Genomic DNA, 26,329 nt, shown 5'->3' on the forward strand with positions numbered 1-26,329 from the left:
GACCGAATTTGCGTGTGGATGGACAATGGAAGGATAGACGTTGTGCTTCATCCAACCGTTCATACATCCCCAACTGTCAGCACGATCTTACCGGCGTTCTCGTTAGCCTCCATGCGACGGTGAGCGTGGGCCACTTCGGTCCAATCCATCACGCTGTCAATGACAGGCGCCAAGACGCCGTGCGCCCAATCGGAGTACGCATGGGCCACGAAGTCGCGCACCAGGCCTGCTTTGTAGGCATCCGATCGGCTGCGTAGCGTAGAGGCATACACGTGGATGCGCTTGGCCATCAGTGCTCGGAGCGAGACCGACTCCACCGTGCTGCCGCCCAGCGTGGCCAATTGCACCAAACGTCCGTCGGTGGTCATCACCTCGATGTTGCGGGTAAAGTAAGGGGCGCCCACAAAGTCAATCACCACATCCACTTGGTCAGATCCGATGCGATCGGCAAAGTCCTCGGTCGTGTAGTCGATAACATGGTCGGCACCAGCCTGGCGGCACACGTCGTGCTTGGCAGCCGAGGCGGTAGCGAACACCGTCATATCATCGTGGCGACGAGCGAGTTGGGTGGCGGCGGTGCCCACCCCACTGGCGCCGGCATGGATGAGCACCGTTTCGCCCTCTTGCAGGTCAGCCAGCCAGTAGAGCGCCTGGTATGCAGTAAGAAACACTTCGGGCAGAGCTGCGGCTTCGGTCCACGTAGTGTCTGGCGGTACGGGAAGGAGATGGTCGGCTCGAACGGTGACATACTCGGCATATCCTCCTCCGCCTAACAGGGCGCACACCCGATCGCCCTCCTTCCAATCAGTCACCGCCTCGCCCACCGCATCGACGCGTCCGGCTGCTTCCAGGCCCAACGTATCAGGGGCCCCCTCGGGAGGCGGATAGTGTCCGCGCCGTTGGTAGGTGTCGGCGCGATTCAGCGCTGTAGCGGCCACGCGGATGCGTACCTCGTGCGGGGCCGGCGCAGGACGCTCTATCGTGTCAATGTGCATCTGGTCGGGGGCGCCCGGTTCGCGGACGACAACTGCGCGCATCGTGGACATAGGCAGCCAGGTGATTGAGGAGCGAAACGGAGAGATAGGTGGGTCCTATCAGAGGATATTTCCCTTATAAACGTTCCAGAGCAGGCTCAGGCGTCTCTGACGGGGTTGTTGCTGGGTCGCAGTGAAACGTGCGCGTGGTGGCCTCACGCCCATACACGTACAGCCGCTCGGCGAATGTAAAGCGTCCGCTGCGGTGCTGCAGCATGACCGTGGAGGCGCGGGTGCCGTACGCCTCCCCCGTAATAAACATAGAGGACACCTGTCGTTCTCGGTTGAGGGGGAGGCCGGTCTCGGGCAAAAGATCGTCGGGGGCGGGCGTGGTGTCGTACAAGGCATCAAGCAGGCGCTCGGGCTGAACGGTGCCACTGGTTGCTTCTATGATGCGTTGCTTGCCACGGTTCACTTTGAACCAGGGAGTATCGAGGTGTGCGTTGCTTAGCCCATGCCACCCCGGCTCGACGGCCTGTGGGGCGCCATCGGGGTGAGCCGTGTAGTAAGCCGTGCTTCCGCGTCCAAAGAGCAGGTTGAACGGTGCACGGCGCTCTAGACGTCGCAGTGTGGGCAGATAGCTCTCAGGAGATTGTGCATCACGCAGATAGTCGGCGACGACCGCGCCTCGGGTGGGACCATCGGAAACCGGTTGCGTAAAGTCGCGCACGTTCGTAAGGGCTGCCCATCGGCCATCGCACGTGAGCCCGCACCACGTCCCGCCAGCCTTCAGGTCACGACCGGCACAGATATGCGGCGCTTCGGGCCACCACTGTGCCGGACGCGTAGGGCGGGCGTAAAACTCGTCGCGGTTACTAGCCAGAATCAATGGATAGTCGGGGTGGACCTCCAGGCCCAGGATGATGAGGCACATGAACGGACGGGAATCAGGAGTACGAAAGTAGAGGCGTGGTGTGTTATGTGTGCGTAGGCGGCACCTGCAGTCCCCAGAGCAATGGGGCGTCGTCTCCGGCGCTGTACAGATGGCATTGCATTACCCGGAGCGTGTTGGTACGGGCATCAATCCAGTTGGATACGGCTTGCGCTTCCGCCTGCCCACCGGGGTGGCCGCGGTATGCCAGCAGCGTAATGACACCACCATCTGTCATCAGGTCGCATGCCGCCTGCAGGGCTGCACAGGTTGTATCCGGTTGCGTGATGCGTGTGGTGTCGTGGCCCGGCAGATAGCCCAAGTTAAACATGGCCGCATGTATGGGAGCCTCTACGTAAGCAGCCATGGTTTCGTGCCCAGTTTGGTGGATCGTCACACAATCCAAAAGCCCAGCCGATTCACAGCGTTGCGCCGTAGCCTCACACGCCTGCGATTGCACGTCAAACGCGACAACTCGGCCATCAGGCGCCACCTGCTCAGCCAAAAAGACCGTATCGTGGCCATTGCCAGCTGTGGCATCTACCACACACTGTCCCGGCGCCAGATGCGGACGAAGCCACTGATGAGCAACTGCAGTAAGCGGAGGGAGTCCCATGCGTTTGGGTGCGGTAGTTGTAGTAAAGCAAGTACGCTTTTCCGTTCGCATCGAATCCGGCAAAGTTCCAGCGCACGTTACCAGTTGATCTATTCTGATGTCGCTGCTATATTTTCTAGCGCTAGCTAACTTCTTATTCTAAGCAGCGTCGAATCACAATGCGTTTATTTCTCTGGGGGATTATCGGGGCGGTGCTTGCCTTCGGTATAGCTGGATGTGCAGAGGGAGACGGCTCCGTTGACACTATTGTGCAAGAAGACGATGGGCTTATTACCATCGAAAATAGAGGCACGCACACGTGGGAAACGTCTGAAGAGGCATCGGTTCAGTTCACGCACGAACAGACATTCGGGGCGGCTGACGAACCCGAGGATAAAATGCTGGCCGGCATCCGTGATATTGCGGTAGATGAAGAGGGCGTCGTATACATCCTCGATGCGGACAACCATCGTCTGGTGGCATTCCACTCCGATGGCTCCCTGAAGTGGAGTGCCGGATCAGAAGGGGAAGGGCCAGGCGAATTTCAGTATCCGTACGGTATGGTGTTCGATGGCACCGATCGGCTGTACGTCTCGAATCAAATGAACCAGCAGATTGATGTGTGGGATACCGAGGGCACCTACCACGAAACCATTTCTCTTGGCGAGCTTGAGGTGCGTGGCGGTGTAGCTGGATTTGCCGAGGGGCATCTTCTTTTATCGCAGGCGGCGAGGGGCGACACGCCGCAGCAGATCCATTTTCTTGATCCTGATACGCACGAGATTGCCCGTTCGTTTGCGATAAACAAAACGTTGGACCTGCCCAATCGGGCCGGTTTTGGGGTCGGGATTACTGTGCATGATGGACACTTGTGGGTCGGGCATTTAGACCAGTACCAGATCAGCCGCTACACGCTGGATGGCGTGCACGACCGGCGCATCACCCGCCCAGACAAAGATGATGATTTGTTGGGGTTCGGTATTCATGAAGTGGGGGAGGGGTTTTCGATGCGGGTATATGGTGGATTCCAGAACCCCATTGTATTGCCATCCGGACGATTTTTGATTGGCTCCAGCTGGCCCACCAATGTTGAGGATGCCGACGCGCATGCCCGTCGTTCTGCAGAGGGAGAAGCAGACGAGGCCGAGTTTGCCAGTGCGTTGGATGTGTTTACCGCTGACGGAGCATTCGAAGGGCGCCTGCTCTTTCCTGAAGAGCGAACGCCTGAGATTGGTAGACCTCAACTCGTAGGTCCCGATGGAAACCTGTATACCATCAGCCAGACTCCGTTTCCGCAGGTGCAGCGCTACGCGATTGATGAGACGGAGTAGGATCTGGTACAGATCAATGATTGGGTAGCGCTCAAACGCCTGAACGTACCGAGGAAAACCCAACTCCTTGTCATTGCGAGCGGAGCAACGCAATATCATGCTGTCACGCTGGATGCAGCTGCCGAATCAACGGCATGAGATCGTACCCCAAGAGTACTCGTTCGCTGCGCTCACAGCGCCACGTCGGTCGCAAGTTCCCTCCTCGCGATGACAATTTCGGGTTGTAACATTCAGGTATGACGGGGCAGTGGTACTCTGCCACAAGTCAAAGCTTGGGTTGTCTGGTGTCAATGAGTCGGCTACGTTGTCAGGGTAGATCCCGGCGCTGCGGCGCCTTGGCCGGGATAACATAAGCGTTGACCGCTCATGCTCCACGCTAAGGTTGCGGGTATGACAGGTCAGTAATCGGGATTACTCCCACGAACCTGGCTCCACCTCAACAACCCGTCCGTCGGGCATGATGCGCTCGTTGTCTTCAGGTCGTACGGTGGGAAAGTCGGTCATCCGGGCATCCGGATCGCGGTCTTTAGGCACGTAATGCACGTGGTCTCCATGAGGTACCACAATGTAGGGTTTGTCCGGAAACGGATCGATCATTTCGTACACAACAAACGCAAAGAACACAGCCAGAAGGCCAAAGACTATAAGGCGTCGTGGGGAGCGCCACCAGGGTGTATTGGCTTGCGTATTGGTGGTGTCGTTGGGGGCTGAAGAAGACGTAGACATAGACAAACCGCAGGCCGGTTAGTGTGTGGTTTCGTGTGTATTTACGAGGAGGACGGGGCCACGTTTCTTTGTCGTGGGGTGCCCTACGTGAACCGTTGCGGAAAGTGACCCGAGGTAAAGGATCGGGGTTAAGGATGCCCCTCAATATCCGTAGTCAATATCCGTAGATAGAAAGGGCATCACGCCGCATGTGAATGCTTACAACGATAGCCATGAGCAGCGTATATGACACCAGAGCCGATCCGCCATATGAAAGGAAGGGAAGCGGCAACCCTACGACGGGCATCATGCCCATGACCATACCCAGATTGATAACGGTATGTATCAGGTATACGCCTACGGCTCCGGCGGCCACTAAGCTTCCAAATGGGTGTTTGGCGTCCGCCCCCAACTTGATGAGGCGCAGCAAGAAAAACCCCATGACTATCAGGACGAGGCTTGCCCCTACGAATCCAAACTCCTCCGCAATTACGCTGAACACGAAGTCCGTAGACTGTTCGGGGATGTAGGCCCCCTGTGTTTGGGTGCCCTCCATGAATCCAGCCCCCCAGATTCCCCCAGATCCAATCGCAGCTTTGGACTGCACTAGGTGAAAGCCTACGCCTTGTCTAAACTCTTCGGCTTCGGGATTAGTGAACGAGATGATGCGAGCCACCTGGTGAGGGCGCAGGATGTGGACGATGGCAAACGAAGCCAGTGCACTTGCGCCCGCCGTGAGGGCTCCGGCTACTCCGGTAAGCATCCGTTGCCGGGTGCCAATCCATATCCCCAGCGTAAAGAGGAGCGAGAACCCCAGCGCCCACCATATGCTAATGAGCCCCAGGTAGAGCCCAAAAGCGGGGGCAAGCATGAGCAGGATGATTGAGATGGGAAGGCCGCCCCAGAACAGTACAATAGGGATAAGGCCGATGAACACAAGCGCTGTGCCTGTGTCGTTTTGTAGGAGCACAAGCACAGCCGGTACCGCTACGAGCAGCGCGCCCCGCAGGGCATATCCGATATGCTGAGCCGAGACCGCGCGCCGGTCTGAAAGCAGGCGGGCAACGGCGAGCACAGTACCGACTTTAGCCAGTTCAGAGGCTTGCAGCCGAATGGGGCCGAGTGCCAGCCAGCGGGTACCGCCCCCCACTTCGCGCCCTAAAAAGATAGTAGCCACAAGCAGCACCAGCGTAAGTCCGTACAGTGGATATGCTGTTTGCATCAGCGTACGCGGGGAAAAGAGCAGCAGCACGCCCAGCGTCCCCATCGCGACGAATGTCCACACCACCTGTCGATAGAAGTTTTGCTGCATGGATTCCCCCAGATGCTGGGCGCCCGGTCCATGCGTGCTGCTGTAGATGGCAACCAGGCCGAACCCAATGAGGGCAAGCCACGCCAGTAACGTGAGCCAATCGATGTTGCGATACCAGGCCTGCATAGGAAGAGGGGAGTGCCAAAAAAGCTATGGATTGGAAACGGGTGTGGCAGGAGCGCCTTCAGGAGCGCCTTCAGGAGCGCCTTCGGGCATCATGTCGGGAGCGCCTGGTGAGTCAAGGGGTTCGCTCTCCACTTCATTGAGGAGCCGGTTGATCCAGTTTTCGCGCTGCCAGGTATCGGCAATGGAGCCTGTCAGATACTGTTCAGCCATGAGGCTAGCGATGGGAGCGGCAGCGGTTCCGCCGTATCCGGCATTCTCAACAGCTACCGCAATCGCGATTTCGGGATCCTCATACGGGGCGAACATGATAAACAGCGAATGATTTTCGCCGTGTGGGTTTTGAGAGGTCCCTGTTTTGCCAGCACTCTCAATATCCGGGAGGCGCACCCATTGGCCGGTCCCGTCGGTCATGACGCGGCGCATGCCTTCGCGGACGGGCGCCATGTGGTCGGGGTCAACATCGAGTGCGGTGTCGGTAGGCTGTTCGGGCTGAATGCGTTCGCCAGTTTCAGGGTGTTCGGCATAGCGGACAAAATGAGGCGAAGGCAGTGTGCCGCCGTTGGCTAAGGCTGCTGTATAGCGGGCGAGTTGAAGCGGAGTGGTACTCATGTCGCCCTGGCCAATGCCTAAGTTCACCGTATAGCCTGCCGTCCAGCGTCCATAGGTTCGATCGAAGTACGACGAATCGGGAATAAGACCGGGTAGTTGATTGCCGATGTCGAAAGGAGCCTGTTGGCCAAAGCCAAATCGGTTGGCCCAGTCGGCCCATGTGTTTACATCGAGCTGCATCATCAGGTCGTAGTACAACGTGTTGCACGAGACCTCTAGCGCCTTTTCCAGCGAGATGCGCCCGTAGTTGCGGCTTTGATGGTTGCGAAATGTGCGGTTGCCAACCCGATAGCCTCCGGGGCAGTTCAACAGTTGTCCCGGCTGAATCAGGCCCTCCTCTAGCCCAACGATCGACATGAACGGCTTCCAGGTAGATCCTGGTGGAAATCCACTCATGGTAGCACGGTTATATAACGGATCTTCGGGCGCTGTGCGCAGGCTGTCCCAGTCGGCTCCCGAAATGGATTGCGTAAACAGCTCCAAGTCGTAGTCAGGCTGGCTCACAAAAGCGATTATTTCGCCTGAGTTGGGGTCGAGCGCCACCGCTGCGCCTCGCTTATTTACAAAGAGCGATTCAGCCAGCGCCTGCACTTCATGGTCCAGTGTAAGATGCAAGTTGTATCCACTTGTGGGCGGATGGTTATCTTGGCCATCGCGGTACGGTTGCACCTCCAGCCCGCGCACATCCACCACGACAAATTCACTTCCGTACTCGCCGCGCAGCTCGGATTCAAACGCCGCTTCTATGCCAGACACCCCAATGCGATCGCCCGGTCGGTAGCCGTCGGCCCGAAGTTGAGCAAGGCGGGTGCGATCAATCTCGCGGATGTACCCCAGCGCATGCGTGGCTCGCATGTCGGTGTGGTATCGTCGTGTGGCATCCACATCGAAGGAAAGGCCCGGAAATCGATACAGATTCTCCTGGATACGGCTGTACGTTTCGAAGTCAAGACTCGTGAAGATGCGACTTGGGCGCACAGACGACCAGTTGCGAGCGGCCTCAACGCGTGCAGTGACAACCGAGTCCGTGCGTCCTAGCAGCGAGGCCAGCTCAGGGGTGGTATCCGAGTCGAAGTACCGGGGGGTTACCATCAGGCTGTAGCTGGGTGCGTTGTCCACGAGCAACTCGCCTGTTCGATCGTATAGGGCACCACGAGCAGGAAGCACGGGACGCTCTCGCACGGCATTACTTTGCGACTCGCTCCAGTATGCTTCACGGTCTAGCACCTGCAGATGTACAAGCCGTCCGCCAAGCACGAGCAAGGCAACAATGACAGCAGCAGCAAACAGCCGAACGCGTAGGCGGTGCGATTCCATCCAGAGAGAGGATGCTTGAACGGAGAGGGAGGCAGGCGGTGTTCTATTGGAACAACTGTCAGAAGTACAGTTCCCTTGTGGTTGCAGGTAGTAGCGTTCTACGACGAAGAGCGGGGACTTGTTGGGCTAGCGCAGAACCGTACAGAAAAGCGCTCCTTACGCATTCACGTAGATGCTTCGCCTTGGTTCTGTTTCGAGCGAGGACGGGGTACACGTAACGGTGGACGGTTGTATGCTACTTCTCAATAGAAGGCAAGCAGATGAGGGAACCGGCAAACCGCGCAACTTCTTGTGCAATGCGCAAAATTGTTGCAATACACAGGGCACGGCTTTACGGAAAATCGTGAAGGAAGAATCAAGCCCTGTCCAGCGCCGTATGAGAATGTGGTCGCCTTTCCATTCGTATTTCTGGCAACGGGTAGCTGTTTATGTTGCGCTCTCCACGCACGTTAGGCATTGTCATCTTTTTAGCGCTGTTCATTGGCATCGAGCCGGTTGCCGCTCAGTATTTTGGGCGCAATAAGGTGCAATACGATACCTTTAATTTCCGGACGTTCAGCACAGACAACTTTGACATCTTCTTTTATCCTGAAAAGCGGGAGGCGGCTGTTGATGCCTCACGTATGGCGGAGCGCTGGTACCGTCGCCACTCACGCTCGTTCTTGCGTGAGTTTGACGACCGGAAGCCGCTCATCTTCTACGCCAACGATACCGACTTTCAGCAGACAAATGTCATTCAAGGAGGCATCGGTCAAGGCACAGGAGGGGTGACTGAGTCGCTCAAAGAACGGGTTGTAATGCCCATGACCGGCTCGTACCAGGAAACCGACCACGTGCTGGGACACGAACTGGTGCACTCGTTCCAGTTTGACATTGCACTTCGGGGAGACACGCAGGGCTTTGCCTTGCAGCGTCTTCCGCTGTGGCTTGTAGAGGGGATGGCCGAGTATTTGTCTATCGGACGTGAAGATCCTCATACGGCGATGTGGTTGCGCGATGCAGCTCTACGTGATGATCTGCCTACCGTCAATCAGATGACGCGCGACATGGCGTCGTATTTTCCCTACCGCTTTGGGCAAGCCTACATGGCTTACATCGGCGGCAAGTACGGCGATGCAGCCGTTACGAATCTGTTTAAGCTAAGCGGACGTGTGGGCGTGGAGTCGGCGTTTGTCTATGCGTTGGGCACAACCACCGATTCGCTTTCGACCGAGTGGGCAGAGGCTGTCAAAGACGCCTACATGCCGCTCATGGAGGATCGCACCGCTCCTGAGGATGTGGGAGAGCCTGTTCTTGGACGCGCTGGAGAAGATAATCAGTTCAACGTATCGCCTTCTGTCAGTCCAGATGGTCGATACGTAGCCTACATCTCTCGTCGTAACCTGTTTAGCACCAACCTGTTCGTGGCCGATTCGCGGACAGGTGAGGTGGTTCAGGAGTTGCGTAGCACACGGTCGAACCCCCACTTTGATGCGCTGCGCTTCATCAACTCGGCGGGCGCCTGGTCGCCAGACGGACGTCAATTCGCGTTTGTCACCTTTACACAAGGTCGAAATGAAATTAACATTCTGGATGTGGAGTCTGGCAGCATTAGCCGGCGCACAGCGGTTCGCGAGGTTGGTGCCATTCAAAACCTAGATTGGTCGCCAAGCGGCGATAAAATTGCGTTCAACGGCATTGAGGGCGGAGTCAGTAATCTGTATACGCTCGACATTTCCGAACGCAATGTGCGTCAGTTGACCAACGATCGGTTTGCGTACATGCATCCGACGTGGTCGCCGGACGGATCGACCCTTGCGTTCACCACCGATCGTGGGGAAGACGGCACCAACTTTGAAACTCTCGAATGGGGGGAATATCGCATTGGCTTCATCGATGTAGACAGCCGGGAAATTCAATCGCTCCGGCCCTTTGCACGCGGCATGCATTACAATCCGCAGTATGCTCCCGATGGAAACAGCCTCTACTTCGTATCCGACCAAGACGGCTTCAAGGACGTGTATCGCTATTCGTTTGAAGAAGAGGCGGTGTATCGACTTACTGACATCAAGACCGGAGTGAGCGGCATAACAGCGACGTCTCCGGCAATGTCGGTGGCGCAGCAAAGCGGACGGATGCTGTTCTCGGTGTTTGCCAACGGGGGATACTCCATTGTTGGGCTTGATGGCGAGGCGCTCACGGGCGAACGTTTGGGAGGAACTGCGTTGACGGATAACGGGATCTTGCCCGATCCAGAAGCACACGACCTTGCTGATGCCGAAGAAGCCCCCCCTACGGATCCGGAAACAGGAATTCCGCTGATAGAGAACGATCTGGCTGCGTTGCCCACCGACACCACCGAGACTGATACCACCGAGACTGATACCACCGAGACTGATACCACCGAGACTGATACCACCGAGACTGATACCACCGATGTTGATGACGCCTTGGACGAGCATGCGGCGTTAGCGGCTCAACTGCCCGGTACCTCCTCGGTGCCTGCCCCCGCACGCATTCTGCCGCCCTCTGCTGCCTTTGGCGATGGATTGGTTGCTAGCTATCTGAGTGACCCGCTTACGGGGCTTCCCGATCCGGGACCGGTGGACGACCAAAGGTACAATCGTCGCTTGCAACTCGACGCCATTGCGCCGCCAACCGTAGGCGCGCAGATCGGCGGCCAGTTCGGTTCGCAACTGGTGGGGGGCGTAGGATTCTTCTTTAGCGATATGCTGGGCGATCAGTCACTGAACGTGTTCCTGCAGGCCAACGGCACCTTTCGAGATATCGGAGGCGGTGCGTTTTATCTTGACCAGAGTTCACGCATTAACTATGGTGGGGGCGTATCGCACGTCCCATCGCTCTTTGGACAAGTACTTTTTGACCGAAGTTCGGGCACCGCTATACAGATTCTGCAGCGTATTTACCAAACCCAAGCGTTTACACAACTTACGTATCCAGTCTCTCAAACACGCCGGTTTGAGCTTACGGCTGGAGGTACGCGCTACGGGTTTGGCTTTGAAGCCCAAGCGATCAGTCCCTTTGGAGGGGTTCAAAATGTCGATCCGGCTCAGCTAGGCATCACCGAGCCCAACACGATATATCTGGGCCAGGTAGGACTCGCCTACGTGGGCGACTTCTCCAGCTTTGGCTTCACGTCGCCGCTGGATGGTGGACGCTACCGGTTCCAGGTGCGCCCGCAGTTTGGATCTCGAAACTTCATATCCATTCTGGCTGACTATCGACGTTATTTCTACACCGAGCCGGTTACCTTTGCCGTTCGAGCGCTCCATCAAGGCAACTACGGGGCATCGGGACGTGCGCTCTCTGAAGGGCTTGAAGGCTCGTTCGTGCGCGAAACGCTGGGCGATCCGTATCAGCTGGGCTTTGTGCGCGGGTATGCGTTCAGTTCGATCTTTGGCGATGACCGATGCCGTGTGAATCCGCAGTTGGAAGGCTGTTCCATTGATCGTCTCATCGGTACACGTATGGGGCTCGCCAGCGCCGAAATCCGGCTGCCCTTCCTGGGCACCGAGCAGCTCGGCCTCATTAACTTTCCGTACCTGCCCACCGAGGTTGTTGCTTTTGGGGATGCGGGCATTGCCTGGACCAATGAGGACTTGAGCAACTTCAGCTTTTCAACTAGCGTACCGGCGCAACGAAACATAGACGGTAGCCCAGGCGGCGGTATCGATGAACTCGGCAACTTAAATACCACACCCGCACGCCCTGTATTCAGTACAGGTATAGCCACCCGCACGAATCTGCTGGGTGCACTTGTCTTCGAGATGTTTTACGCGCGCACCTTCCAACGTGCTACCGACTGGAACTTTGGGGTGGTGCTGCGTCCGGGCTGGTAGGATGGGCAGCCAACGTTCCCTCAATCGTCAGTCTACAGGTGCCACGTAGCGTGACACGCGATGAACCGTCATCGTTTCGCGGCGGAATCGCAACAACAACGGTTCCGCCGCGTGGCGAAGTCTGGTAGCCGACTACGGTTTGCTGATTGAGTTGCTGGCTCCAGTAGGGCCCCAGTGCGCAGTGTGCCGATCCGGTTACTGGGTCTTCGGGAACGCCCACGCGAGGCGCAAAAAATCGGGATACTATATCATGGGCATCCTGCGCCTCGGCAGGAGCGGTAAGGATAACCCCTCGCGTATCAAAGGCGGCCAGCGCCTCCATGTCGGGAGTTGCTTCATGCACGGCATGTGCAGTAGGCAGATGTATCAACCAATCGCGCGAGGAGCGTCCCGTCCATACCGGTATGGCCGCAATGCCACAGGCATGGAGAAGTCCCTCGGGGAGGGAAGCTTCCGTAACGGGATCTGCAGGAAAGTCGAGCGCAATACCCGTTTCCATGTACGTTGCCGTAAGCGGCCCGCTTGCTGTAGCAAACGTAATCGCGTTGGGTGGGGCAAGGTTGGCATGTTGCAATGCAAAGGCGGCTGCCAGCGTGGCATGGCCACACAAATCGACTTCATCGGTTGGGGTAAACCACCGAAGCGTAGGCCGTTCTCTAGTGGGATCGATAACAAATGCCGTTTCCGAGGCCCCTACTTCTGCAGCCACCTGTTGCATCCACGAATCAGGAGCAGGATGCGTTAGAAGGCAGACGCCCGCCGGGTTTCCTGCAAAGGGAGTATCTGTAAAAGCATCGATTAAGAAAAAGGGGATCGCCATAATACGGTGGGAACCGAGGTCAACATCTGTTAGATTAGGGAGTGTGGTACCTGCGCCCTCCCCAATAGTTGTCTGTTATGTACCGACTTATTCGTCCGTTGCTATTTCGCATGGACCCTGAGGCTGCCCATGCCCGCGCATTCCGTGTTGCGCGGGTTCTTGAATCGGTGGATACATCGGTGCTGCCGTTTCTGTATGGATATGAGAACGACCGGCTGCACCAAACGCTATGGGGACGCCCCTGGAAAAACCCGATAGGTCTTGCCGCTGGGGCCGATAAAAACGGTACCCGACTTCGGTTTTGGCAAGCTATTGGGTTTGGCTGTGTAGAGGTAGGCTCAGTAAGCGCTAAACCGTGCGCGGGGAACGAGAAGCCGCGAATGTTTCGTCTTGCCGACGATCAAGCAATTATTAATCGCATGGGGCTGAACAATGAAGGAGCTCCTGCGGTGGCAAAGCGGCTGGGCGAATACGAGGACGTGACGATGCCCGTAGGCATCAATTTGGCAAAGACCCACGACCCTTCCATTATGGGCGATGCGGCGCGCGCTGATTTCTGCATCAGCTTTCGCCACCTGGCGCCGCATGCAGCGTACATTGCATTGAATGTGTCATGTCCCAACACGCGATCTGGCAAAACCTTTGAAACCCCAGACACACTCGATGGCCTGCTCACAGATATTTTCGACCTGCGGAGCAAGCTGAAAATCGATGTCCCAATCCTCATCAAGCTGAGTCCGCTTCTTACTGAACGCGTGGTGTACGATTCAGCCCTCGATACGCTTATCGATGTGGCGCAGTCGCACGGTGTTGATGGATACATCACCAGCAATACAGCGCCCGACCGCCAAGGGATTACCCACACTTCAGGCGAGCGGCTCAAGGACATCGGAACAGGCGGGCTGAGCGGAGCACCACTTACCACGCGAAGCACGCAGATGGTGCGTTATCTGTACCGAGCCATCGACGGATCTGTGCCTATCATTGGAGTGGGGGGCGTTAACTCGGCGGAAACAGCCTTTGCAAAAATTCAGGCCGGAGCGTCTCTCGTCCAATTGTACACAGGTCTTGTGTACCAGGGCCCGGCCCTCATAAAGCGCATAAAGCGCGGACTGGTGCGTCTTTTAGATACACACGGGTACGATACGATCTCTGATGCCATCGGTACAAGTGTAAATTGACAACGTACCATACATCCGGTACATTAGAGGAGCTTAGCATAAGTTAGTTCAACATATAGTAACGTAGGTCTAACATAAACGTGGCGTCCTACTTTTACACTATTGTGTTGTCAGCCCCCAATGATAATGCGTTCATGGTGGTACGCAACACGTTTCAAGCCACACACCGTTCGAAAAGACATGCATTTGCGTCGGTTCCTGTCGGTATCTGTTGTCATGAATAAGGCACGGCGCTGGAGTAAAGTCTGATCGTGTGATGAGCAGACGTGTAGAACCGATTCGATACGTAAGCAGTTGATAGCTGAAAGGCAACGCCTTCGTACGTGCGATTTCCCACCCGCTCGCACCGTACAATGTCTTCGCACCCACCCTGGCGTTGCATTGTTATTTTTCGTTTTCATTCACTGATTGTATTCCTGCTATGGATCTGGCTCCTCTTACGGTGCTGAATAAGCAATACACCATCCGGCGTACGCTGGATGGGTCCAGCCCGTTTGATTTTAAGTACTTGGGCGAACGCTTTAACAGCGATGAGCAAGTCATCATCCGCGAGTTTTTCCCAAAGCCCTTGATCCGGCGCAAAGCTGAAAAAACGTCGATCGTCGTTACAGGTGGTGATGAAGCACATGCCTATTTCGAGGAAGGCGTTGAGTACTTCAAAAAAGAATCTGAAGCCCTTGGTCAGCTTTCGCACAAAGCGCTCCCTTCCGCCTACGACATGTTTGAGGCCAATGGGACGGTATACCGTGTGCGTGCCCAACATAGCAGTATGCCCTTGGCTCGTGGTCTGAAAAACAAAGGCCAGCTGCCTGAAAAAGCGGCGCTCATGATTATGGGGCCGGTGCTCGAAGCATTGCATGAAGCTCATGAGGCCGGACTTTACCACGGGGGAATTTCCCCAGACACGCTGCGCTTGCTTCAAGACGGCAGCGTGCTGGTTACCGGCTTTCGCAGCGCATACCTTCAACTTGCCCGTGATCTTGACCTGCTCGATGCATTCGTTCAACCCGGCTTTAGCGCCATTGAACAGTACACGCCACGGGGGGAGCAGGGCGCATGGACGGATGTTTATGCTGTGGCGGCAACAATCTCTACAATGGTTACCGGTACGGTATTGCCTGAAGCATCGGAGCGCCTGGGAGAAGCGGATCCGGTAGAGCCTATTATCCAAGACGCCGATACCTTCAGTTCGCCGCAGGTCCGCGATGTATTACTACAAGCCCTTACCGTTGACCCTGCCAAACGCATCCGCTCGGCCGATGAGTTTCGCCACCTGCTAGAGCGAGCGTCGAAGCGGTATGACCCTTCGGAAGCGTCCTATGTTGTCATGCCCGTTAAAGGCGAACAAGGGGCGCCCAGTGAAGCACGCGTGTTAAGCGAAAGTGACAGTAACAACAAGGGATCGAACCTGGCAATGATGATCGGGGTGCCCGCTGTACTCTTGCTCTTGGGGGTGGCTGCCTGGTTCGTGCTTGCAGACAGTGATGGAATTGATAGAGATTGCCAAAATTACACGTCGGTTTCCATTGATCGCGCCCATGAGTGCTATGCAACGTTTAGTGAAGAAGAGGATGCGGCCATTGAGGTTGAGATAGAAGGCATTGTTACGCGGGCCTACGGAGACTACATTCGCCTACAGGACGATAGCGGCGACATAGGAGCCCGTGGAATTACGATTCGGCGCACCTCAGGCGGGCTTCATGATGCAATTGGATCAGAAATCGCGTCTGGCACCACCTTGACCGTATCAGGACGGCTTTCGGACTTCAATGACTTGTTGCAGATCAACGAGCAAAACGTACACGAGTACGAGATTGGAGACATAGGCGATGCTCCCGATCCGCTTTCCATTGACCTGTCTACAGTCACAGCAAGCAATCACGATTACGAAAGCGTACTCGTACGCGTTGAGGGGCTTACAATACGAGATCCAGCAGGCAACTTTACACAGCAGACCAGCTACGTTGTGGAGCAAAACGGCACAACAGCACCACTTCGTGTACAACGGCCCTCGGAGACTGAACTCCCCGGTACAGCTGTGCCTGACGTTACGTTCGACTACGAAGGTGTTGTCGGACGCTTTCATGCCGAGTCGCAATTGCTACCGGTGCAGGTGTCCGATTTGATTCTTGATGAGGAGTAACCTCCCATGCGGTTACTCCATGTCGGTTCAGACGCTGTCATCTTGAGCAGAGCGGCTCCGTGGGCCTCCCGTTCACCATCACAGGGGGGATAGTTAAATTGCACGTGATCGCTCCGCCGATAGGCGGACGGATCTCAACGCCCGCCGTCCACCCATCTGACACCGCGCACAAGCCCCCCGCTCTCTTGCAAAGAGAACACGCGGAAACAGAAGGACGCAGAGCGTCCGCATTTCGTCGCGACGCAGAGGGGCCGAAGGTCATGCCTGTTGTACATCGCGACGAGGGGTCAAGGGGGTGCGTTTTGCTCGGTACGTTAGGCGCACATGCGTTACCTGAAGATTGACCTGTGACAGGTAGTACTGTGTCACAGGTCAATCTTCGGGTTGCAACACCCCCACTTTAATGATGTCATCTTGAGCGGAGCGGCTCCGCCTAGAAGATGCGGAGTCCTGACACGAGCGGAGCGACTGACGAACGCAGTGAGTAAAGATCTCCCACGAACTGGGCAGGGCCACTCGATCGATCAGAGCCTGCTGAGCGTCGGGGAGATGGTTCGACGTGCTCCGGGTGGGGCCCGTCGCGTGCTCACCATGACAGGTTTTTTGGGAGGGGGCTGGGATACAGAGTTTCGGACGGTCTCCGTACCCTAACATTCAGGTGTGACAGAACACTACGCTCCTCCATTGCACTCTTCTCATACCGCCTCTGTCGCTGTCAGATCAGGCACCGTGGTGGGCGTATCATCGGGTCCCAGTGCAACAAGTGTAAACGTGCCCGTGCAGGCCAGGATGCGCTCGTACTGATCCATCGGTTCGATGAACATATCGGTGCGCACGCACATCGACGAGGTGCCGGTATCCACCACGCGGGCCACCAGTTCTACGATCGTACCTTCGGGAACGGGCTCTTGAAAGTCGATTTCACCGCTGTTGACCGTAACAACTTTGGAGCGACACCAGCGCGTGGCACAGATGAACGCCGCTTGATCCATCCATGCCATGGCCGACCCGCCGAAGAGCGTGTGATAGTGATTGGTATCACCGGGAAAGACAGCCCGTACCATACGGGTGGTGGCATCGGGCGAGAGAGGGCATGACGATCGGTTGGGGGTTGACGTATCAGACATAGCAGGGGGATCCGCAAAGAGAAAATCTCGAACGCCCCAACAGCGCACGAGGCCACTGATGCCTGCAAACAGCGGAGCAAAAGCCATCTCCCCCAGAGGAGAATGGTACGGTCCAACTCTACTCGCAATCTACGGCGGATCATGCATCCCAGAACGCGTGGGCGCGGCGCATGACGATGCGGAAGGCACAGCCAGTCGCCGTTCTATTGCATCAAGCGGGCATTCGGACTCTTACCGTTGCGCGACAGCGCCGGAGTTCCACCGGACTTCCCCCGAGACACTACACGATCTAACGTTATGTCAGATCATACAGCCGCCGTGCCACGACAGCACAGCCTTGATGGGTATGTGGCTTGTATGATACGGCGGCTTGTGCATAAGTGTCAAGCCGCAATCATACCCGACTCGATTACGGCAGCAGACGTTCGGGGGTCAATCCGGCAGGTTAAGCCGTGAGGCGGGCAGCCAGGCCCACTCAGCGGTGGCTTCGACGACTGTTTCACCCCCCATCATGAGCGTCACCGGCACATCCACGCGACCAATGGGACGCGCACTGAGACGCTCGCGCGTGTCGGCATCAAGCGAGGCGGTGGCCGTAGTCCGTTCGGGCGCCGGACGCTGAAACGATACGTCGAGCGTGCGAATGACGGGCACGCTTTCGTCGGGAATGTTGAGTGCCGTAACAAGGCCCGAAGCTGTCTCGGCCAGGAGGGCCAGCGCTGCCGCGTGCATCGTGCCGATGTGGTTGGCCACGGCCCGCTCGGCATCCAGCGCGACAGTTACCGACTGCGGCGTGTACGTATGGATGTGCACGCCGGCGGTATCTACAAACGGAATGGTCTGGCCAATGGCGTGCGTAATGCCATCGGGACGAAGGTCGTCGGGACAGTCGGCAAAGCGACGGGCAATTGCAGGAAACGGGTTGGCCATGCGAGTGGAAGTCTCAGGATGATGAAGGGAATAGATGGGTCACATCGATCTCAAACCCATCAATAACGGTGGATGTGACGCGTCCCGTTTCGACCACACGGGCCTGCTGCACAAATCCAGACTCGGTGTTGGCGTGCACTTCAACGGACTGCGTGCTAGGGTCGAGCGTCCAATACTCGCGTACGCCGTGTTGCTCATACAGCCGCTTCTTGACGCCCACATCGCGATGGGCCGTGGATGGAGAAAAGATCTCCACCACAAGATCGGGCGCGCCCTCAACGTGCTGGTCGCTGATGATGTCGTCTCGCGTGCTTGCGATATACATCAAGTCGGGCTGTATCACCGTATCTTCTGCAAGCCGAACATCCATTGGAGCCGCAACGACGGTGCCGCTTTCGTGGGCCTCGACATAACGAAACAGAGCGGAAGCGAGCCGCAGCGATACCTGCTGATGCTGAAATGACGGAGATGGGGCCATGATGAGCGCTCCTTCGATCAGTTCGTAGGGGGCACCTTCGGGCAGTTCGGCATAATCGGCATGTGTATAGCGCTCCTTTTCGGGGATCGGAATCCTTTCTGACTGTAAGCCCTGGATTGCCTGCATGTCAAATCCTGGTTCTATGTTAGGATGCAGCGTCGGCTTGTTGCCCCTGCTGGATGTGAGTAATTTTCCATCATCCGATGGCCCATCTCTCTTTCATCAAGATGAGAAGAGCGGTCCAACCTCCAACTCAAACTCCGGCACTACCGTAGACGAAACCATTCCCGTTTCGACCACACGGGCCTGCTGTACAAATCCAGACTCGGTGTTGGCGTGCACTTCAACGGACTGCGTGCTGGGGTCGAGCGTCCAATACTCGCGTACGCCGTGTTGCTCATACAGCCGCTTCTTGACGCCCACATCGCGGTGGGCCGTGGATGGCGAAAAGATCTCCACCACAAGATCGAGCGCGCCCGCAACGTGCTGGTCGCTGATGATGTCGTCGCGCGTGCTTGCGATGTATATCAGATCGGGCTGTACGATGGTATCGTCGGTGAGGAATACATCCAAAGACGCAAAGAACAGTTCACCGGATACGCTCTGGTCTTGGGTATCAAGGTGCTGCTGTATCGACCATGCCAGACGCCGGAGCACGCGTTGATGTTCAGCAGATGGCGAGGGGGCCATGACGAGGGTTCCTTTGATCAGTTCGTAGGGCGCGCCTTCGGGCAACTCGGCGTAGTCGGCGTACGTGTAGCGCTCCTTTTCGGGAATCGGGAGTGCGGCTATGTCGGGTGGTGCAGCAGGATCCATAACGACAATCCGATACGGTTCAACGGGGTACGTCAACGGGTACGCAGGGCCGGATGCCACACTATGCACCCGGCCCCACTGGTTGTTGATACAGACGACCCGCGTTCGGGTGCCCCCACGTGCTACACCGCCGTCTGCGAACCGGTATCCACCACGGTTTCACCTTGAAAGAGCGATTGCCGTGCAAAATCTTTGGCAAGCATGTACCCGTCGTAGTGTGCACGGCGCGCAATATGATCGATCCCCTGAGCCGTAAAGTACTCAACGACCGCGATCGGTCGGCGCCCTTCGCCCTGAACCGCCCACTGCGCATGATTGATTAGCAATGCCGCTTCAAGCGCATGGGCGATGGTATAGGCAAACCGCCGAGCGCCTGCTTCTAGCGCAGCCTCCCCTCGGTTTTCGAGGGTGTCGGCAAGCCACTGCACAGCTGACTTAAAGGCATCCTGGGCGATCTCCATCGCATGCACCAAGGCGGGCGTTTCTATGCCTTCAGCACACCGCTTGATTTCGTTGTGAACCGCCTCCAGTCGTCCATCGCGGCGAAGCGAGCGCAAGGCGATTAGCGACATCACGTTGGTGGTGCCTTCCCACACCGGCAGCGCATACATGTCGCGGATGAGTTGTGGGATGCCGGTTTCTTCGATGAACCCGGACCCCCCGAAGGCTTCTAAGAACTCGCCCCCCGAGTCGACCGCCTGGCGGGCGGTAATAAGTTTGGCCAGCGGCGAGATGGCACGGAGCAGATGGTGTTCTTGGTGCGAGATTTGATCATTCTCCTCTTTGCCAACAAGCTCGGCAAAGCGAAAGGTAAGATGGAAGGCCCCCTCGAACGTCGCCTGCACATCGGCCAGGGTGTCGTAGTGGAGCGGCTTTTCGATGATGGGTGTACCAAATGCCTCGCGCTTGCGGGCATAGTCGCGTGCCAGCGCCAGTCCACGCCGCATGGAGCTTACCGCAATGAGTGCATTCCAGAGGCGCGCCCGGTCTACCATGGGCGTAAGATGACGCGTCCCGTGCTGCAGTTCGGTAATCGGGTACGCCACGGCTCCGTCTAGCGAAACCTCCGACACCGGCAGCTTTTTCGCGCCCATACTCTCCTTGAGTCGGTTTACCTTGATGCCGTCCTCCGGCGAATCCTGATGATTGTCTCGAATGGGCAAGTAAAACAGCGAAAGCCCCCTGCGGCCTTTTTTATTCTCGGGGCGGGCCAGCACAATGGCCATGTTGGCTGCAGTAGACGACGTAAACCACTTGTGTCCGTATAACCGCCATTCGCCGTTTTCATAGCGGGCTTCGGTATCCACTTTGCTGAGGTCCGTTCCGCCGGCTTGTTCGGTACGCCACTGCCCACTGGTCCAGAACGTTTCGGGGTCGCGGCTCATCAGGTGAGGCATGACCTCGTCAATGAGCGGCTGATTCTCGGAGCGCAACACGGTCGCAATGGAGCCGTCAGTAGTGGCCAAAAGAAACCCCATCATATCCGATGCGGGCAAAAGCAGGTATCCGAGCGCACTTTGGTGAACGCGGCTGAGGGGACCGTGCTCGCCCTCGTATGCGGTGGATACCACTCCATACTCGGCCACCATAGGAAGCACGCGCTCCCACACCTCGGTCAGTTCGATTTTGTCGACCCGGTCGCCTGTGGGGTCCCATTGCGTAAGTCGAGGCGTATTCGGACGATCTTGCAGCTGAAGGTCGTACAGGTCGCCGCCTACGTGCGCGCCCAGTTCTTCGAGTTGCGGCTTGATGGCAGCATACATATCGGCATCGCACACGCGTTGCAAGTAGCTCCGCAGCACGCGGTCGGTATCAAATTGGTTGCCTAAGTCGGCCAGCTTACGAGACATATACAGAACACAGATCAATAGAGACAATAACGGGTGCTACGCCCTCTGTATATGCAAAAGTCCAGCCACTGGTCAAACGCTTTGTGGGGGCATCTCCCACCCGTTTTGTGGGGGACACCGATCTTTCTTGTAAATACAAATACGGGGGGAGGCGAAGCCCTGCCCCGGAATCAGTAGCCGTGGCGAGGCGCCCCCGCACTCTAAGTTTCGTCACGCGTCCGTTTCGGGTAGGCATCGAACAGCCCTTGGAGGCGGCATAGCACAGACATGTTTGGCGTAGTTCAATGACCACCGCCCGGGATATCCGCTCTGCTCCTGATCCCGGGCTATAGAACGGTGCGATGTGAGTAAAGTCTATAAGCCGGGGATCGCTTGCATCCCCGGCGATCAGGGGCACGTCGCTAAACACGTACATGCTCTGTGTCGTCACGAGATCATATCGCGCCGCAAGTCATCCTGACGCCACCAGACGGAAGAATCTCAACGCCATTCCTATGGACTCGACACATCCAGTGCGCGTAGGGTGTACCTTGCGGACAGTGAGCAGCAAAGCCCCCGGCCACATAGCGCTGAGATGCTTCACTTCGTTCAGCATGACGTTTATAGAACGGCCCCACGGTACTCTGTATCTGTTTAGTGGGTTCAATGGCCGTCCGGGATATACGCTTCGCTCCTAATCCCGGGCTGAGGAAAGAAAGGACGTGATTAAAACCCACATAGCTGGGGACCGCTCGCGTCCCCAGCGTTCTGGTGGGACGTCGAGCTTGAGACGATCCTTCCACCCTGACTTTCAGGTGTGATAGAGTACTATGACTCATCTGCGACCAGCCCACCCGCAGCCGCTACTGTGCGGGCTCGGGCGCAATACCGGGCGGAAGAAGCACCAGGGGATGCGGCTGGTGTTCTACCATAAGCCGGATAAACGCCTCCATGGGCGCTTCGTCGGTGTACGGAGCCTCGGTGCGATCCAGCAGCGCGGCGATGGGCGCAGGCACCAGTTGCTCAAATCGGAAGAACCCGCTGATGGCATTCACCTCGCGTACGTTCATCCAACGGGAATCAAGATTCGCCGCCGTGCGTGCCGCCTCAATGGCCGCGGCGAGCCCCCCGATGTTATCAACGAGGGCCTGTTCCTGGGCATCGGTGCCCGTCCACACGCGGCCTTCGGCGATTTCGCGTACCCCATCGGTATCGAGCGAACGCCCCTCCGCGACTTTCTCGACAAAGCGGTCATACAGATGGGTGATTTGTTCTTCGATGCGTTCGCGTTCGTCATCGCGCAGATTGCGGGCGGGAAGTTCGGCGCCCAGCAGAGGGATCTGATACCCACGCATCGCATCCGCCCGGTCGCCGCGCTGCACTACATCGTAGTCGAAACCAAGGTGTTCGCTGAAACCATCGTCGTAGATCCACCCGGCCACTACGCCAATGGAGCCGGTTAGCGTGGTGGGGGCGGCCCACACGTCGTCTCCATACATGGAAACCCAGTAGCCGCCCGAGGCTGCCACCTGTCCCTGACTGATGATGACCGGCATGTCCTGGGCGGCATCACGCAGCGCCTCGGCGACGAGATCTGCTGCCAGCGGATCGCCCCCCGGCGAATCCACCCGAAAGACGATTGCCTCCACGTTGCCCCGGCGGGCGGTCTGCCGGATGGTTTGCTCCAGCCGTCGCGCGTTCATCCCCGTGTCCATTGACGTGCTTCCAATGCCGTAAACCACCGCAATGGAAGGTGGGGTGCTCCAGGTGCGTGTGGCAGTCTGCGTATCATTCAGATCGTCCACAGCCAGATTTGATGTGCGGATGCCAGTGTGTTCTTCCAACAGATCCGGCAAATTGCTCCATCGTCCGGTAGCATCTACCAGTCCGGATTCGATGGCCTTATCGGCAAAGAGTATCGTTTGGGTATTAACGACGGCATCGAACGCCTCGGCGTCAAGGCTACGGGCAGTGCCTACGTCGGTGCGCACCGTTTCGTAGAAGGCATCAACGTACGCGCTGCGCTGCTCGCGTTCGGCATCGGAGAAGTCGGTGCGGTCGAGCGCCTCTAGCGCGGACTTGTGCGAGAACAGTCGCCAGTCATCGACTGCAATGCCGAGCTTATCGAGCGTACCAGCCAGGAAGGTTTGGCTAGAGGCGTAGCCATCGAGCATGAGCGTGCCTTCGGGATCCATAATGACATAGTCGGCCACGCTGGCTACATGATACGTGTTCATACCGGCATAGTCGATGTAGACGAGCACCTCGGTTCCCGCCGCTTGGGCGTCTTGCAGTGCCGTGCGCAGTTCCCACGCCAGCGCGGGTTGGATCTGCAGGCCCGACAGGTTAAGCGCCAGAGTATGCACCCGATCCGACGCTGCGGCGCGTTCGATGGTGCTCAGCACCTCGTAGAGCCGCCCTACGCCGTCTTGCGTCCAGGCTTCGATCTGTGTTTGCTGATACCGCACCGGTCCGCGCAGTTCCATCGCCACGTGGTTGCGCTTGCGCTGCACGGCATCGCTGAAGGCGTTGGGCACATAGTCGCCCAGGCGCAGTCCGTACGTGCTGGAGGCGTACTCGGAGTTCGCATCGAAGCGCGCTTGACTGCTTGCGCCGGTGCGTCCGAGGTTCAAACGCAGGCCCAGGCTAAACGCATCGTTTTCGAAGTAGCGTCCCACCACATCCAATCCGCGCACCACTTCGGCAGAGGCCCCTACGCTCCACGGGGCATTCTGCAGTGCATCGCCCTCGAACACGGCCGCATCCGCAAACATGGTGAACCGCGAGGAGCCCAGCGGACGCACACCGAGTTCGGCCACCACCTCGCGATCGCTGGTTTGGAGCCCAATGTTGTACGTAAGCCCAACCGAAAGGTAGCGACTGGGCCGCGAAATGAATCCAGTCGTCAGACGGTTGACGCGACCCAGCGCGCGGGCATCGCCCGCAAACCCTTGAAACGCCATGCCGAGTGCAAAACGACGATCGCCGCCGGCCAGTCCGACATGGTACCCGGTGGCTTGGAGTCCGCCATTGCGGATGCGCGAGAGCGACCCGCTAAGGCCACCAAGCGACGTAAAGGCCCCCCAGTTTTGCACCGTGCCGTGGTCGCGTCCGTCGGTTGCCCACAGCACCTGCAAGCTGTTGCCCTCCACCGCGGGCAAGGCCGGATGGGCGTATCCGCCTAACCCTTGACCAAAGGCTGCCGGGGGCCCTGCAAGGAAATCGTAATGGGTGTAATAGGGCGCCATTGACTGAGCCTGGGCTGAGGTAGCCATGCCCCAGGTTGCACCGATAATCAAAAGAAACGAGACAAAGCGAGGCATACGTCTATAACAGCAGTTGAGTAAATCCTGTGTACCCCCAAGGATACGCCGCCCAAGCGGATATAGTCAACTACCCACCACGCATATCCCCATGCGATGCCCGCTTGCACCATCTGCGTCTGTAACGCCTGCGATCTCTACCTCACCCAACAAGATGACGTCGTTTTTTGTACTTTAGGATACACGCATGATTTATCAACGCGCTCTATTTTTTGCTTTCGTACTTTCGCTGGGGATATCCCTTGCAGCCTGCGATCCAGAAGATGCTGAAAACGATGATGCCCGTGCAGAGGGGGATGTGCATATCCCCGATGCCCCCGAAGCCCTACAAGCCGCTTGGAAGGCCCATGGCGGACTCGATACCTGGCGCGCCCAGCGAAGCGCGCGCTACACCTTTGAGCGCACGGTGGGCGACACCTCGACTCAAGACGAGCAATTCATTGACTTGCACGACCGACGCGTACGCATTACCGGCGATGATTTTGTCCTGGGATTTGATGGTGCCGAGGCCTGGGTTGCGCCCGATCTGGATGCCTTTCCGTACGATAGCGATCCGCGCTTTTACACCAGCACCTATTTTTACTTTTGGGCCATGCCCTTCCTGCTGGCCGACCCCGGTGTGATTGCCACCGATGCAGGCACCACCACGCTTAATGGCACGACGTACAACGTCACTGAAATCCGCTATGAAGACGGCGTGGGCGACTCGCCCGATGACGTGTATATCGCATACACCGATGCCGAGACGCACGAACTGGATGTACTGCGTTTCTCGGTAACGTACGGGGGGCGGGAATCGGAGCCGGATATGGCGCTTGTGTTTGATGAATGGACGACCATCAACGGATTGAAACTACCGGTTGAGAGCCACTATCGTACGTGGGAGGCGGGGGCGCTGGGCGACCCGGCGGGTCCGGTGTTGCAGTACCACGACATTGAACTTGGCACCGAGCCGCCGGCCTTTGACTTGTTCGAGCGTCCTCAGGACGCCGAGATTGCGCCGGCACCCGATGATGCATAGCCCGTAGTCACCACGTTCACTGAACGCTGCACCCCGTCAAAATGGCAGGAGGGGTGGGCTTGACAATGCCATGGCTGTATTGTATGCTATAGCCGATACAGTCCTCGTGTCATACTGACGCAGGGATGACTCCGCCCACGCGGAGATAGACCTCTTTGGGGTCTGTTCAGTTAAATGATGCGGTGGATGACTCCGCCCACGCGGAGATAGACCGTGGGCTGATCGGCACGGCTATCCGGCAAAAGTGATGACTCCGCCCACGCGGAGATAGACCCGGCAAAGACCGCCCGAGTGCGCCTGTGCCATCGATGACTCCGCCCACGCGGAGATAGACCTCGTGCCGGCCGCGTCAGCCGCTGCGCGATCAAGATGACTCCGCCCACGCGGAGATAGACCCTTATCAATTCTTCACACAAGTCTGACGTTAGGGATGACTCCGCCCACGCGGAGATAGACCCACACGCGTTATAGTAGATGTAATCTTTTTGGAGATGACTCCGCCCACGCGGAGATAGACCTCATCAAGAAGATATACCACAATATCTAAAAGGGATGACTCCGCCCACGCGGAGATAGACCTTTGGGCGCGATTTTCTTTGACGACCCAGAAAAGATGACTCCGCCCACGCGGAGATAGACCCAAGCCTCAAGGGTACCGCGACTTATTTTAGTGGATGACTCCGCCCACGCGGAGATAGACCCCGTTTCATGACCATCAGCAAGGCCCGCCGCGTGATGACTCCGCCCACGCGGAGATAGACCGTTATGATTACCAAAAAAGACTATTCCGACGCAGATGACTCCGCCCACGCGGAGATAGACCCTGCTCGACAGCCTCGTAGGGCGTCGGGTAGTCGATGACTCCGCCCACGCGGAGATAGACCCGTGCCATGCGCATCCTCCTGGCCGACAATCGCGATGA

18 protein-coding genes, 1 CRISPR repeat array and 1 riboswitch (1 of these 20 cut by a window edge) are annotated in these 26,329 nt (G+C 57.5%); of the genes, 5 read left to right on the forward strand and 13 right to left on the reverse strand.

Annotated features, from left to right (window positions below; genetic code table 11):
* Positions 1-59 precede the first annotated feature (59 nt).
* The 3 genes from ACZ5AL_RS08040 to mnmM form a co-directional block, all read right to left on the reverse strand.
* Positions 60-1,046, reverse strand: a complete 987-nt coding sequence (locus ACZ5AL_RS08040) for an NAD(P)H-quinone oxidoreductase (RefSeq protein WP_464509853.1) — start codon at positions 1,044-1,046, stop codon at positions 60-62.
* A 64-nt stretch (positions 1,047-1,110) separates the two neighbouring features.
* Positions 1,111-1,908, reverse strand: coding sequence for an NRDE family protein (locus ACZ5AL_RS08045; RefSeq protein ID WP_464509854.1), 798 nt, complete (start codon positions 1,906-1,908; stop codon positions 1,111-1,113).
* 43 nt (positions 1,909-1,951) lie between these two features.
* Positions 1,952-2,521: a tRNA 5-(aminomethyl)-2-thiouridylate-methyltransferase MnmM gene (gene mnmM, locus ACZ5AL_RS08050; RefSeq protein ID WP_464509855.1), complete on the reverse strand. Its 570-nt coding sequence runs from the start codon at positions 2,519-2,521 to the stop codon at positions 1,952-1,954.
* Positions 2,522-2,679: 158 nt separating this feature from the next.
* On the opposite strand from mnmM, the gene ACZ5AL_RS08055 reads away from it, so the two are divergent.
* Complete coding sequence (locus ACZ5AL_RS08055) at positions 2,680-3,831, forward strand: 6-bladed beta-propeller (protein WP_464509856.1); 1,152 nt, start codon at positions 2,680-2,682, stop codon at positions 3,829-3,831.
* A 411-nt stretch (positions 3,832-4,242) separates the two neighbouring features.
* Here ACZ5AL_RS08055 and ACZ5AL_RS08060 read toward each other — a convergent pair whose 3' ends face one another.
* The 3 genes from ACZ5AL_RS08060 to mrdA all read right to left on the reverse strand — a co-directional run bounded on the left by ACZ5AL_RS08060 (position 4,243) and on the right by mrdA (position 7,900).
* Complete coding sequence (locus tag ACZ5AL_RS08060) at positions 4,243-4,557, reverse strand: hypothetical protein (RefSeq protein WP_464509857.1); 315 nt, start codon at positions 4,555-4,557, stop codon at positions 4,243-4,245.
* Between the two features lie 154 nt (positions 4,558-4,711).
* Positions 4,712-5,974, reverse strand: coding sequence for a rod shape-determining protein RodA (gene rodA, locus ACZ5AL_RS08065; RefSeq protein ID WP_464509858.1), 1,263 nt, complete (start codon positions 5,972-5,974; stop codon positions 4,712-4,714).
* A gap of 24 nt (positions 5,975-5,998) precedes the next feature.
* Positions 5,999-7,900: a penicillin-binding protein 2 gene (gene mrdA, locus ACZ5AL_RS08070; protein WP_464509859.1), complete on the reverse strand. Its 1,902-nt coding sequence runs from the start codon at positions 7,898-7,900 to the stop codon at positions 5,999-6,001.
* A gap of 428 nt (positions 7,901-8,328) precedes the next feature.
* Between mrdA and ACZ5AL_RS08075 the strand changes: the two genes are divergently transcribed.
* Positions 8,329-11,739, forward strand: a complete 3,411-nt coding sequence (locus ACZ5AL_RS08075) for a peptidase S9 (RefSeq protein WP_464509860.1) — start codon at positions 8,329-8,331, stop codon at positions 11,737-11,739.
* On the opposite strand, the gene ACZ5AL_RS08080 is transcribed toward ACZ5AL_RS08075, so the two are convergent.
* Positions 11,696-12,559 (reverse strand): PhzF family phenazine biosynthesis protein, encoded by an 864-nt coding sequence (locus tag ACZ5AL_RS08080; RefSeq protein WP_464509861.1) that lies wholly within the window; start codon positions 12,557-12,559, stop codon positions 11,696-11,698. The two genes, ACZ5AL_RS08075 and ACZ5AL_RS08080, sit on opposite strands and share 44 nt — an antisense overlap.
* Before the next feature lie 77 nt (positions 12,560-12,636).
* On the opposite strand from ACZ5AL_RS08080, the gene ACZ5AL_RS08085 reads away from it, so the two are divergent.
* Both ACZ5AL_RS08085 and ACZ5AL_RS08090 read left to right on the forward strand, forming a co-directional pair.
* Positions 12,637-13,740, forward strand: coding sequence for a quinone-dependent dihydroorotate dehydrogenase (locus tag ACZ5AL_RS08085; protein WP_464509862.1), 1,104 nt, complete (start codon positions 12,637-12,639; stop codon positions 13,738-13,740).
* A 421-nt stretch (positions 13,741-14,161) separates the two neighbouring features.
* The gene (locus tag ACZ5AL_RS08090; RefSeq protein WP_464509863.1) at positions 14,162-15,883 is read left to right on the forward strand and encodes a serine/threonine protein kinase; all 1,722 of its coding nucleotides are present in this window, start codon (positions 14,162-14,164) and stop codon (positions 15,881-15,883) included.
* A 695-nt stretch (positions 15,884-16,578) separates the two neighbouring features.
* Here the strand turns inward: ACZ5AL_RS08090 and ACZ5AL_RS08095 are convergent.
* The 6 genes from ACZ5AL_RS08095 to ACZ5AL_RS08120 all read right to left on the reverse strand — a co-directional run bounded on the left by ACZ5AL_RS08095 (position 16,579) and on the right by ACZ5AL_RS08120 (position 24,386).
* Positions 16,579-17,010 carry an acyl-CoA thioesterase gene (locus ACZ5AL_RS08095; protein ID WP_464509864.1) on the reverse strand — a complete coding sequence of 144 codons (432 nt, stop codon included), beginning with the start codon at positions 17,008-17,010 and terminating at the stop codon, positions 16,579-16,581.
* Positions 17,011-17,220: 210 nt separating this feature from the next.
* A riboswitch (adenosylcobalamin-variant (AdoCbl-variant) riboswitch) is annotated at positions 17,221-17,299 on the reverse strand.
* A 143-nt stretch (positions 17,300-17,442) separates the two neighbouring features.
* Complete coding sequence (locus tag ACZ5AL_RS08100; RefSeq protein ID WP_464509865.1) at positions 17,443-17,940, reverse strand: YiiD C-terminal domain-containing protein; 498 nt, start codon at positions 17,938-17,940, stop codon at positions 17,443-17,445.
* A gap of 13 nt (positions 17,941-17,953) precedes the next feature.
* Complete coding sequence (locus ACZ5AL_RS08105) at positions 17,954-18,544, reverse strand: Uma2 family endonuclease (protein WP_464509866.1); 591 nt, start codon at positions 18,542-18,544, stop codon at positions 17,954-17,956.
* A 96-nt stretch (positions 18,545-18,640) separates the two neighbouring features.
* On the reverse strand, positions 18,641-19,234 hold the full coding sequence (locus ACZ5AL_RS08110) for a Uma2 family endonuclease (protein ID WP_464509867.1): 594 nt from the start codon (positions 19,232-19,234) through the stop codon (positions 18,641-18,643).
* A 122-nt stretch (positions 19,235-19,356) separates the two neighbouring features.
* Complete coding sequence (locus tag ACZ5AL_RS08115) at positions 19,357-21,084, reverse strand: acyl-CoA dehydrogenase family protein (RefSeq protein WP_464509868.1); 1,728 nt, start codon at positions 21,082-21,084, stop codon at positions 19,357-19,359.
* 842 nt (positions 21,085-21,926) lie between these two features.
* Complete coding sequence (locus ACZ5AL_RS08120; RefSeq protein WP_464509869.1) at positions 21,927-24,386, reverse strand: S49 family peptidase; 2,460 nt, start codon at positions 24,384-24,386, stop codon at positions 21,927-21,929.
* Positions 24,387-24,573: 187 nt separating this feature from the next.
* Here ACZ5AL_RS08120 and ACZ5AL_RS08125 point away from each other — a divergent pair, with 187 nt between their 5' ends.
* Entirely contained in the window at positions 24,574-25,407 is an 834-nt protein-coding gene (locus ACZ5AL_RS08125) for a DUF6503 family protein (protein WP_464509870.1), read from the forward strand.
* A gap of 124 nt (positions 25,408-25,531) precedes the next feature.
* A CRISPR array of direct repeats spans positions 25,532-26,329; the repeat unit is 28 nt; unit sequence GATGACTCCGCCCACGCGGAGATAGACC; it runs 2,097 nt beyond the window's last position.

The sequence above is a fragment of the Natronotalea proteinilytica genome (assembly GCF_055379935.1).

Bases quoted from the DNA above. Each gene is read 5' to 3' on its own strand.
- ACZ5AL_RS08040 (WP_464509853.1), bottom strand. From the start codon at position 1,046: ATGTCCACGATGCGCGCAGTTGTCGTCCGCGAACCGGGCGCCCCCGAC.
- ACZ5AL_RS08085 (WP_464509862.1), top strand. From the start codon at position 12,637: ATGTACCGACTTATTCGTCCGTTGCTATTTCGCATGGACCCTGAGGCT.
- ACZ5AL_RS08090 (WP_464509863.1), top strand. From the start codon at position 14,162: ATGGATCTGGCTCCTCTTACGGTGCTGAATAAGCAATACACCATCCGG.
- mnmM (WP_464509855.1), bottom strand. From the start codon at position 2,521: ATGGGACTCCCTCCGCTTACTGCAGTTGCTCATCAGTGGCTTCGTCCG.
- ACZ5AL_RS08045 (WP_464509854.1), bottom strand. From the start codon at position 1,908: ATGTGCCTCATCATCCTGGGCCTGGAGGTCCACCCCGACTATCCATTG.
- ACZ5AL_RS08080 (WP_464509861.1), bottom strand. From the start codon at position 12,559: ATGGCGATCCCCTTTTTCTTAATCGATGCTTTTACAGATACTCCCTTT.
- ACZ5AL_RS08105 (WP_464509866.1), bottom strand. From the start codon at position 18,544: ATGCAGGCAATCCAGGGCTTACAGTCAGAAAGGATTCCGATCCCCGAA.
- ACZ5AL_RS08055 (WP_464509856.1), top strand. From the start codon at position 2,680: ATGCGTTTATTTCTCTGGGGGATTATCGGGGCGGTGCTTGCCTTCGGT.
- rodA (WP_464509858.1), bottom strand. From the start codon at position 5,974: ATGCAGGCCTGGTATCGCAACATCGATTGGCTCACGTTACTGGCGTGG.
- ACZ5AL_RS08110 (WP_464509867.1), bottom strand. From the start codon at position 19,234: ATGGATCCTGCTGCACCACCCGACATAGCCGCACTCCCGATTCCCGAA.
- mrdA (WP_464509859.1), bottom strand. From the start codon at position 7,900: ATGGAATCGCACCGCCTACGCGTTCGGCTGTTTGCTGCTGCTGTCATT.
- ACZ5AL_RS08120 (WP_464509869.1), bottom strand. From the start codon at position 24,386: ATGCCTCGCTTTGTCTCGTTTCTTTTGATTATCGGTGCAACCTGGGGC.
- ACZ5AL_RS08115 (WP_464509868.1), bottom strand. From the start codon at position 21,084: ATGTCTCGTAAGCTGGCCGACTTAGGCAACCAATTTGATACCGACCGC.
- ACZ5AL_RS08095 (WP_464509864.1), bottom strand. From the start codon at position 17,010: ATGTCTGATACGTCAACCCCCAACCGATCGTCATGCCCTCTCTCGCCC.
- ACZ5AL_RS08125 (WP_464509870.1), top strand. From the start codon at position 24,574: ATGATTTATCAACGCGCTCTATTTTTTGCTTTCGTACTTTCGCTGGGG.
- ACZ5AL_RS08060 (WP_464509857.1), bottom strand. From the start codon at position 4,557: ATGTCTACGTCTTCTTCAGCCCCCAACGACACCACCAATACGCAAGCC.
- ACZ5AL_RS08075 (WP_464509860.1), top strand. From the start codon at position 8,329: ATGTTGCGCTCTCCACGCACGTTAGGCATTGTCATCTTTTTAGCGCTG.
- ACZ5AL_RS08100 (WP_464509865.1), bottom strand. From the start codon at position 17,940: ATGGCCAACCCGTTTCCTGCAATTGCCCGTCGCTTTGCCGACTGTCCC.